The 8387-nt window shown below is 54.4% G+C and carries 11 protein-coding genes; 7 read left to right on the forward strand and 4 right to left on the reverse strand.

The features are described 5' to 3' along the window. Together BIS11_RS06295 and BIS11_RS06300 are read right to left on the reverse strand one after the other, a co-directional pair. On the reverse strand, positions 1–606 hold a 606-nt coding region (locus tag BIS11_RS06295; protein ID WP_253585835.1), incomplete at its 3' end, for a TolC family protein. Between the two features lie 4 nt (positions 607–610). Next, positions 611–1255, reverse strand: coding sequence for a TetR/AcrR family transcriptional regulator (locus tag BIS11_RS06300; RefSeq protein WP_253585836.1), 645 nt, complete (start codon positions 1253–1255; stop codon positions 611–613). A 133-nt stretch (positions 1256–1388) separates the two neighbouring features. On the opposite strand from BIS11_RS06300, the gene BIS11_RS06305 reads away from it, so the two are divergent. Continuing rightward, positions 1389–2159, forward strand: a complete 771-nt coding sequence (locus BIS11_RS06305; RefSeq protein WP_253424681.1) for a MipA/OmpV family protein — start codon at positions 1389–1391, stop codon at positions 2157–2159. Here the strand turns inward: BIS11_RS06305 and BIS11_RS06310 are convergent. Continuing rightward, positions 2143–3720: a cryptochrome/deoxyribodipyrimidine photo-lyase family protein gene (locus BIS11_RS06310; protein WP_253424684.1), complete on the reverse strand. Its 1578-nt coding sequence runs from the start codon at positions 3718–3720 to the stop codon at positions 2143–2145. The two genes, BIS11_RS06305 and BIS11_RS06310, sit on opposite strands and share 17 nt — an antisense overlap. Positions 3721–3798: 78 nt before the next feature. Between BIS11_RS06310 and BIS11_RS06315 the strand changes: the two genes are divergently transcribed. From BIS11_RS06315 to BIS11_RS06340, 6 genes are all read left to right on the forward strand, one after another. After that, entirely contained in the window at positions 3799–4101 is a 303-nt protein-coding gene (locus BIS11_RS06315; RefSeq protein WP_253424688.1) for an antibiotic biosynthesis monooxygenase, read from the forward strand. A gap of 349 nt (positions 4102–4450) precedes the next feature. Continuing rightward, positions 4451–4819 (forward strand): DUF3703 domain-containing protein, encoded by a 369-nt coding sequence (locus tag BIS11_RS06320; protein WP_253424691.1) that lies wholly within the window; start codon positions 4451–4453, stop codon positions 4817–4819. Positions 4820–4925: 106 nt separating this feature from the next. Continuing rightward, positions 4926–5177: an AAA family ATPase gene (locus BIS11_RS06325; protein WP_253424694.1), complete on the forward strand. Its 252-nt coding sequence runs from the start codon at positions 4926–4928 to the stop codon at positions 5175–5177. Next, positions 5149–6147: an AAA family ATPase gene (locus BIS11_RS06330; RefSeq protein ID WP_253424697.1), complete on the forward strand. Its 999-nt coding sequence runs from the start codon at positions 5149–5151 to the stop codon at positions 6145–6147. Before BIS11_RS06325 ends, BIS11_RS06330 begins: the two co-directional genes overlap by 29 nt. Then, complete coding sequence (locus BIS11_RS06335) at positions 6134–6541, forward strand: hypothetical protein (RefSeq protein WP_253424700.1); 408 nt, start codon at positions 6134–6136, stop codon at positions 6539–6541. Before BIS11_RS06330 ends, BIS11_RS06335 begins: the two co-directional genes overlap by 14 nt. Before the next feature lie 893 nt (positions 6542–7434). Continuing rightward, on the forward strand, positions 7435–7650 hold the full coding sequence (locus BIS11_RS06340) for a hypothetical protein (RefSeq protein ID WP_253424703.1): 216 nt from the start codon (positions 7435–7437) through the stop codon (positions 7648–7650). A gap of 103 nt (positions 7651–7753) precedes the next feature. On the opposite strand, the gene menA is transcribed toward BIS11_RS06340, so the two are convergent. Next, positions 7754–8387 (reverse strand): 1,4-dihydroxy-2-naphthoate octaprenyltransferase (menA, locus tag BIS11_RS06345; protein WP_253585837.1); only part of this gene is annotated, 634 nt, incomplete at its 5' end.

Here is an 8387-nt window from a genome sequence, read left to right on the forward strand (position 1 = left end):
CTCCTCCAGCGCCTCGACGGTATCCTCGGAAAGCTCGACCTGGGCGCGGGCCTGGACCACGCCGAGATACCCCGACACGACATCCGCCGCCAGCGACTGGTGCATGGCGCGCAGCTGCTCGGTGGCGCCGAGGTAATCCGCCTGCCCGGCGGCGGAGAGCGACGACAGCCGCCCCCACAGGTCGACCTCCCAACTCACGTCGAGCGTGGCGTTGTGGGTGTTGGTGATGCTGTCGCCCAGGCCCTGGTCGCCGCCCGGACGGCGCTGGCGGGAGCTGTTGAGCCCGGCGCCGATCTGCGGAAAGAGATCCGCCCGGTCGCCGCGCGACTGCGCCTCGGCGATGCGCGCCTGGGCGATGGCCTGGGCAAGCCCCGGGTTGTCGTCGAGGGCAAGCCTTATGAATGCGTCGAGCTCGGGGTCCTGAAAATCCTGCCACCATCTCTGGGCCACGAAGAGCTGCTCGCCGGAAGCCGCCACGAACGCCTCGGGCAGGTCGGTCGGCAGCGGCGGAGGCTCGGGAGAGGGCGTCGTCGCACAGGCGGTGAGCAGCAGGCTCGAGACGAGCAGGCAGGCGAATCGAGGTAATCGCGATAAGGGCGTCGGCATGTTTTCAGTCCGTTGAAAGTAGTCGCAGCATGATGTCGCGGTGGCTTTCCTTGATCGCGGCGATTTCGCTGGCCGCGTGTTCGCCACCGAGGATCATTTGCCAGAACATGGCCTGCACCGCCGGCGAAAACGCCAGCGCGATCTGGCCGGACGTCAGCCCGGCGTGATCCGTGTAGCGGCGCAGATAGCACTCCAGGGCACGCTGGCGCTTGTCGATATAGGGGCGGTAGCGCTGCTCGTACCACTGGCGGATACGCTGCGGGTCGCGCCCGCTTTCGATGATCAACAGCCGCATGATCGAGAGCCGGCGCGTCGACGAACCATCGCCGTAGAGCATGCCCAGAAAACCGTCGACGGCGGCTTCGAGGCTGTCGCCGGGGCTTGCCGGCCACGCCTGCTCGGCATCGACGGGCAGCATGATCGTCTCCAGCAGCGCTTCGAACAGCGCCTCCTTGCTGTCGAAGTGGGCATAAAACCCCGCCTTGGAGAGCCCTGCGGCGAGCGCGATGGCCTCGACCCTGGCCCCTTCGAAGCCCAGGCGGGCGAACTCGTCGAGCGCGGCATCCAGAAGGTACTGGCGACGAACGTCGGGGGGCAGGCGCGTGCGCTTGCGCGGCGATGCCAGCGGCGTCTTGGCGGAGTGTGTCATGGGTCGAACCCCACAATGAGCAGCATAAAGAAGGCGAGTATACCTTAACGACCGTTTGGTAGTTAAACGATTGCTCGATCATGGATTTGAGCCTAGAGTTCGTTCTTACTTCGAGCCGCTCAGGATCTGGAACATGCCGCATTCAAGAAACTATCGCCGCCCGCTGATGCTGTCGCTTGCCATCGCAAGCGCGTCGCTGTGCTCAACGGCATGGGCGCAGTGGGAGGGCACGCTGGGCGCCGGGGCGATCTATACCCCGGACTACCTGGGCAGTGACGACTACGAATGGAATGCCTTCCCGGCGGTGGAAGCGACCTTTGATGACACGGTGTTCGTGAGCGTTCGCAACGGCATCGGCTGGAACGTCATCAACCAGAATAACGTCAAGGTGGCGCCCTTCATCGGCTACACCTTCGGCCGCGACAACACCGGAGATTTGAGCCGCTTCGACAAGGTCGATGGCGGGGCGACGGCAGGGCTTCGCGTAAGCTACCGCGACGCGAGCTGGCACTACACCGGGTCGGCAGAAACGCCGTTCACCGGCGACATCGACGGTTATCGCCTCGCCATCAGGGCCCAGCACGTCTCCCGCCTGGGCGAGCGCACCGTGATGACCTTCGGCCCGGAACTGGCCTATACCAGCGACAAATGGACCGATGCCCTGTTCAGCGTGTCACCGGCCGACAGCGCGCGCTCCGGCATCGCGGCGTTCGAGGCCGACGACGGCGCCTTCACGCTGGGCGCCAACGCATCGCTGAGCTACTACCTGACCGAGCAGTGGTCCGTCACTGGCCTGCTGGGCGTGTCGAAGCTCACCGGCGACGCCAGCGACAGCCCGATCGTCGATGATGTGGGCAGCGACGTGCAGTGGCGTACCGGGGCGTTCATCAACTATCACTTCTAGGTTCTGAGCCCTCGAACAGCGCAAGCTGGCGATGATCCACGGGTTTGACCCGCCCGCGCCGGGCACTGGGGCGGCGGTGGCTGGCAAGCCGGGCCATCAACGCCTGGCTGATCTCCTTCGCCTGTGGCGTGTGGCTCATCTCGAAGATGCGCGTTTTCCATACCTGCGCTTCGGCTTCGAAATCGTGGGGCAGCGGGTAGTGCTCGCCGGGGGTGAAGGCGTAGCGCGCCTGCAGGCTCTGGGGCAGCGCCCAGGGTTTGGCCCGCCACTCGACGGGCAGCACGGTGAGCTCCGGCACCCAGCGGGCGACGAACTCACCGCTCGGGTCGTTGTCCTCGGCCTGCTTGATCGGGTTGTAGATGCGCAGCGTATTGAAGCCGGTGGCGCCGGACTGCATCTGGATCTGCGGGTAGTGGATGCCGGGCTCGAAATCGGTGAAGAGCCTGGCCAAGTGAAGCCCGGGCTCCCGCCAGTGAAGGCCAAGGCCGAAGGTCGCAAACGAGATCAGCATCGCGCGCATGCGAAAGTTGATCCAGCCGGTGTGGATCAAGCAGCGCATGCAGGCATCCACCAGCGGCACCCCGGTGTGGCCGCGCTTCCAGGCCAGCAGCCGTGGGTGCGCCGGGTCGCGCTCGCGCAGCCCCTTGAGCGCCGGGTGCAGCGTGTGTGCCTCGATGCTCGGCTCGCTTTCGAGCTTCTGGATGAAGTGGCAGTGCCAGTGCAGCCGCGAGGCGAGTGAGCGAAGCGAATGCGCCCATCGGGTCTTCTCGGCGTGCTTCTCGCGCTGGTGGCGCAGCGAGCGCACCACCTCACGCATCGAAAGCGTGCCCCAGGCCAGGTGCGGCGACAGCCGCGAGCCGTGCACCTCGGCCAATAAGGGCTTCGAGATCGAGCCCCGGTAGCGCTCGCCGCGCCGGGTAATGAAGCCGTACCACAGCGCCCGCCCGGCCCGCCGACCACCGGGCTGGCGCGCCGGGCAGGGCGTGGTATCGAAGCCAAGCGCAAGCCTCGCCAGCTCCTCCACTTCCACGTGATGAAACGCTTCCCACTCCGGCGTGGGGCGGGCGTTGACGGGCGCCTTGCAGGGCGCGGCCTGCATCAGCGCCTCCCACTGCTCTTCCCAGGCACTCTGATCAACACGGCTCTTGAGCCCGCGTACCGCACCCACCTGGCGGTGCTCGTGCCAGGTTACGCCTTCAGCGTGGCACCACTTGTGCACCGCTACATCCCGCGCGTAGCTCCAGGCGTTGCCGGTCTCCTCATGGGAGTAGAGCGTGATCGCCCCATAGTGCGCCTTCAGCGCGGCGAGCAGCGCGAGCATATCGCCCTGCCAGATACACAGCGGCAGCCCCCGCTCGCGCAGCGCTGCCGCAAGATCGACCAGTGACTCGGCGGCGAACTGCCAGTGGCGCAGGGCGCTATCGGGTGCGCGCCACTGGCCAGGCTCGATGGCGAACACCGGCAGCACCGGCCCCGCCTCGGCGGCCAGGGTCAGCGGCGCGTGGTCGTGAACGCGCAGATCGCGCTTGAACCACACCACGTGAATACCGGCAGTGGCCATGGGGCTCCTTGGGCTATCCGTGCCCGGGTCGTAGCGTTACCATCAAGCGTTGGCCACAATCCCCCAAGGAGCAAGCCCATGTACATCGCCATGAATCGTTTTCGTATCGCCCCGGGCCGGGAAGAGGATTTCCTCGAGGTATGGCGCAACCGCGACTCCCACCTGGACGAGGTGCCCGGCTTCAAGGCATTCAAGATGCTCCAGGGCGACAAGCAGGAGGACCACACCGTGTTCATCTCCCACAGCGTCTGGGAAAGCCAGGACGCCTTCCGCGCCTGGACGCAGTCCGAGGCATTTCGCAAGGCGCATGCCAATGCCAAGTCGCCGGAAGGGATTTATCTGGGGCCGCCGAAGTTTGAGGGGTATGAGGTGGTGCTTTAAGGCATTGCCCTTTGAAATCAGATGTTTGATGCTGCCGCTTTCGAGCGGCAGCTTTATGTTCGGCTTGGGTTACATGCTGGCGAGTGTAGGTCTGCGACCTATGGTTGACGGCTGTCATCGAATTTGCGCGTGACCGAAGGTAAGTTTGTGGTTAGGGTGTAATTGAATCGGTCGAAACAAGTGGGCACGCGAAGAAAGAAAGCGCTGCTTGTAAACAGATCGACTTTAAATACATCAGTACTTTACTAATCGAGTATAAGTGATGTAGCACTAATAAATGTACAGGCGCATTATTAATGTTATATGGTTGAGCATGCAATTACTGTTTTACCTCTACAAGAGAATCGTTATGAGTTTGAATTTTTCAAAGAAAGTAGCACCCTTCGTTGAGGCTGAGTTGGAAAATGCCATACGGGCAAGGTCAGAAGGTAATGCTAAGCAAGAATTTTTTTATTTGGAACGGGCTCACGTTCTTGGACAGGAATCAACTTATTGGCACGTTAAGGTGCATGTTCTAATGCTGGTATGGGCTGCCCATAATCGTTCTTTTCGTGAATTGCTAGGCCAGGCATTTCGGATTATTGGGGCTGCGACAAAAACAGCGTTTGGATTAGTGCCTCAAGGCAATACCGGTGGTGCTAATATTAGTCCGTTTAAGAAAATGCCAATTGAGCCTGAGTTGGCTGCTTTGATTCAAAAAGCTAAATCAAAAGTATAATCGCACGTATAGCATCGATACTTTTTAAATATCTGTATTTTATACATGCCATTAGTATTCTATAAGTATAAATAATCTGAATAAGCTTCTAATGCGAGGACTAACTATGAAAATAAAAGAAGTAAAGTTAAATAGGTTTAAGCGGTTCACAAGTCTTTTGCTAACAGGCATTCCTGAAACTGCAAAACTTATAGTGATGGTCGGACCTAACGGAAGCGGAAAAACATCTCTTTTTGAAGCATTAAACCATTGGTATAAATTCAGAGGATTTAATGATAGCGGAGTGCAAGCTTATTTAGAAAAAAATGATAGGAAATTATCCAGCCCAGATGCTTGGTGGCAAATTATCTCAAGATAAAGTTGAAATTTCCTTTCATAAGGATCAGCAGTTAAACCAAGAGCAAATAAAAGGCAAGTTTTATTTCCGTACTGCATACAGAAATGAACCTGATTTCACTGTTCTTAACCTTAATAGGCAAGGAAATCCTGCAGAAAAAATAAAGCTTCAAAATTTGATGCAGAATGACCAAACCGTATCCGAAAACTATCAGCGCTTAGTAGCTCAAACCTTGGCAGGCGTTTATGACACAGACAATAACAAAAAAACTGTCGAGCAGCTTAGGGATGAACTTATTGGCAAGATAAAAACCTCCTTATCTAAAGTTTTCGAAGACCTAAGTTTGAGCTCGATTGGAGATCCGCTCTCAAATGGTAGTTTTTACTTTGAAAAAGGTTCAGCAAAAGATTTTCATTATAGAAATTTATCAGCGGGCGAGAAATCAGTTTTTGATTTAATTTTAGATATGATAATAAAAGCGAGTTTTTATTCGGATGCAGTTTTCTGTATCGATGAGCCAGAGGCTCACATGCACACAAGACTTCAATCAAAAGTGCTCAGAGAACTTTATAATTTGACTCCAGAGAATTCACAGCTTTGGGTGTCTACCCATTCTATTGGCATGCTCAAAGAAGCGGAAGAAATTGAAGAAGAAAATCCAGGCACTGTTATATTTTTAGATTTTGATAATAGAGATTTTGATCTAGCAGAGACAATTCAGCCAACTAAAATTAGCAAAGCAATCTGGGACCGCTTCTTTGACCTGGCTTTTGCTGACTTCGCTAAGCTTATATCTCCTAAAAAAATTGTTTTTTGCGAAGGAACTAGTCAAGGTAGAAAATATAAAGATTTTGACTCTTTGATATACGGAATAATTTTAGGGAAAAAATATCATGGGGTTACGTTTGTTTCAGTAGGGTCTTGTTCGGAGATAGAAAACTTAGAAAATCAATCTATTAAGATTGTTGCCAGTATTTTTGAAGTCTTCTGAGATAATAAAATTCGTCGATAGAGATGATAAAAGTGATGGCGAAGTAGTAGAACTATTAGATAAAGGTATAAGAACATCTAGTAGGCGACATATTGAATGCTATCTGCTCGATGATGAGATTATTCGAAAATTGTGTGCTTCGTTTGGGAAAGAAGATTTTTTTGAAGAGTGTTTAATAGCAAAGGCCTCTGCTATTCAAGAGAGCATTCAAAGAGGAAACCCTAATGATGATGTTAAGTCTGCAAGTAGTAAAATATTTATAGAGATTAAAAGAATTTTAAAATTAACTCAGTGCGGCAACAATAAGTGTGCGTTTCTAAGAGATACGATGGCCCCGCTAGTTACTGAAGAGACGCAAGTGTATCGACAAATTGAAAGCGAAATATTCGGTTAGGAAACCAAATGTATTACGAACGTTACTAGAGTCTGGATCTTTCTTTTCTCTAGTAGCCTTTGAGTTGTTCTTTAAATGGTTTAAGATAACTGTGAGTGAATGCTTTGCTAAGTGTGTTTGGTTAGTTGTTGTGAAATAAAGCGGTTGTTATTTCCGTGGTCGAATTTGATGCGAATATGTTTTAGTTGTTTTAAGTTATGCTCATTAAAGGTGTTTTATAAAGCCAGTTGAAGGTTTTTAGGTTTAAGATTAAATTGAATTTAAGTAAATGCAATATAAATTCTTATATTATCATTAACTTTTCTTTTTTTAAATTAAGATAAGCTAGGCTAGTCTGGGTTATCTGTTTTCCGAAAATTGTAAATCTTTTTTTGAGAAAATGTATTGTTGGCGGTTTGCTAATAAAAGGAAAAGTATTACGATTATTGATATTTGTGAGTTTAATTCTTTGGTTAGGAATGGATATTAATTTTAATTTATAATTTAAATAGATGTTATAATCTTTTATTCAAAACAAAATTATACTTTCACAACTATTGTCAGCTTTTAAAGGTTCGCTTTTATAAATTCTTTAGCGTAAATAGTACGGTTGATTAACATTACTAAAAGTTTATAAGTATCCATGATTTGGGGACGGTCCAGCCCAAATAAGCTGCCACATACTCTTGATCCACCAGGCACGATATATTACCCCGACCACGGTAGCCGCTTGTGGCACGATTCATCCCGCCATGGATCGTTTGAATACCAACCCCCGAAACAAGAAGGAAACAGTCATGAAACTCGCAAAAACCTTGCTCATGGGTCTTTTGCTGCTGGGCTGCTCGTCCTGAGCGAGTGCGGCGGATTACTACGTCGATATCACCAACAATACGGGCTACACCATCCTCTACATGTACATCAGCCCGGCGGACGCGGCGAGCTGGGAGGAGGACGTGTTGGGCAGCGACGTGTTGAGAGACGGCGATACCCAGCGCGTGACGCTGACCAACTACAAAAGTCCGATCTTCGATATTCGCTTGGTGGATGAAGAGAAGGACAGCTACACCTTCTGGGATGTGGATGTCTCGCAGCGGGATATCGTGGTCACGCTGGAGGATCTGGATTAGGTGCTGCCAGTACCCTCATGACGTAAAACGGCTTGCCCTCTCATCGAAGGCAAGCCGTTTTCGTGTCGGGCCGGTGGTGGCGCTCAGCGCGGCCTTTCACTGCTCAAAAAAACGCCAATCCACTGCCCAGCAGCACGCTATACCCCAGCGTCGAGAGCGCGGTCTTCTTCAGCATGTTGGTGAGCGTTTCGCCGTCGGTGGTGGTGCTCAGGGTGCGGGCGGCGTCGGCGAGCGGCTTCGCGACCAGCAGGCAGCTCCAGCTGGGGAGCGGGGCGGCGGCGGCCAGCAGATACCCCAGCGTGAGCGCCAGGGCGGCGGCCAGCAGCGTCCAGTGGTAGGCAATGGCGCGGCGCCGGCCCAGCTTCACCGCCAGGGTGATCTTGCCGTTGCGGGCGTCGCTTTCGATGTCGCGCACGTTGTTGACGTTGAGCACCGCCGTGCACAACAGCCCGCAGACGGCGGCGGGCAGCAGCGCCAGCCCGCTCAGCGCCTGGGTGTGCAGGTAGTAGGTGCCGAGTACGCCCAGCAGGCCGAAGAACACGAACACCGCCACGTCGCCCAAGCCCCGGTAGCCGTAGGGCGTAGTGCCGAGCCCCACGGTGTAGGTGATGGCGGCGAGCAGCGAGGCCGCGCCCAGCAGCACGAAAATCAGCAGCGGCCCCCACTGCAAGCCGAAGGCGGCCAGCAGCAGCCACAGCCCGAAGAGGGCGGCAGCGCCGGCGGTCACGCCCATGCCC

This window comes from Halomonas sp. 707D4, assembly GCF_024158685.1.
GTDB lineage: Bacteria > Pseudomonadota > Gammaproteobacteria > Pseudomonadales > Halomonadaceae > Vreelandella.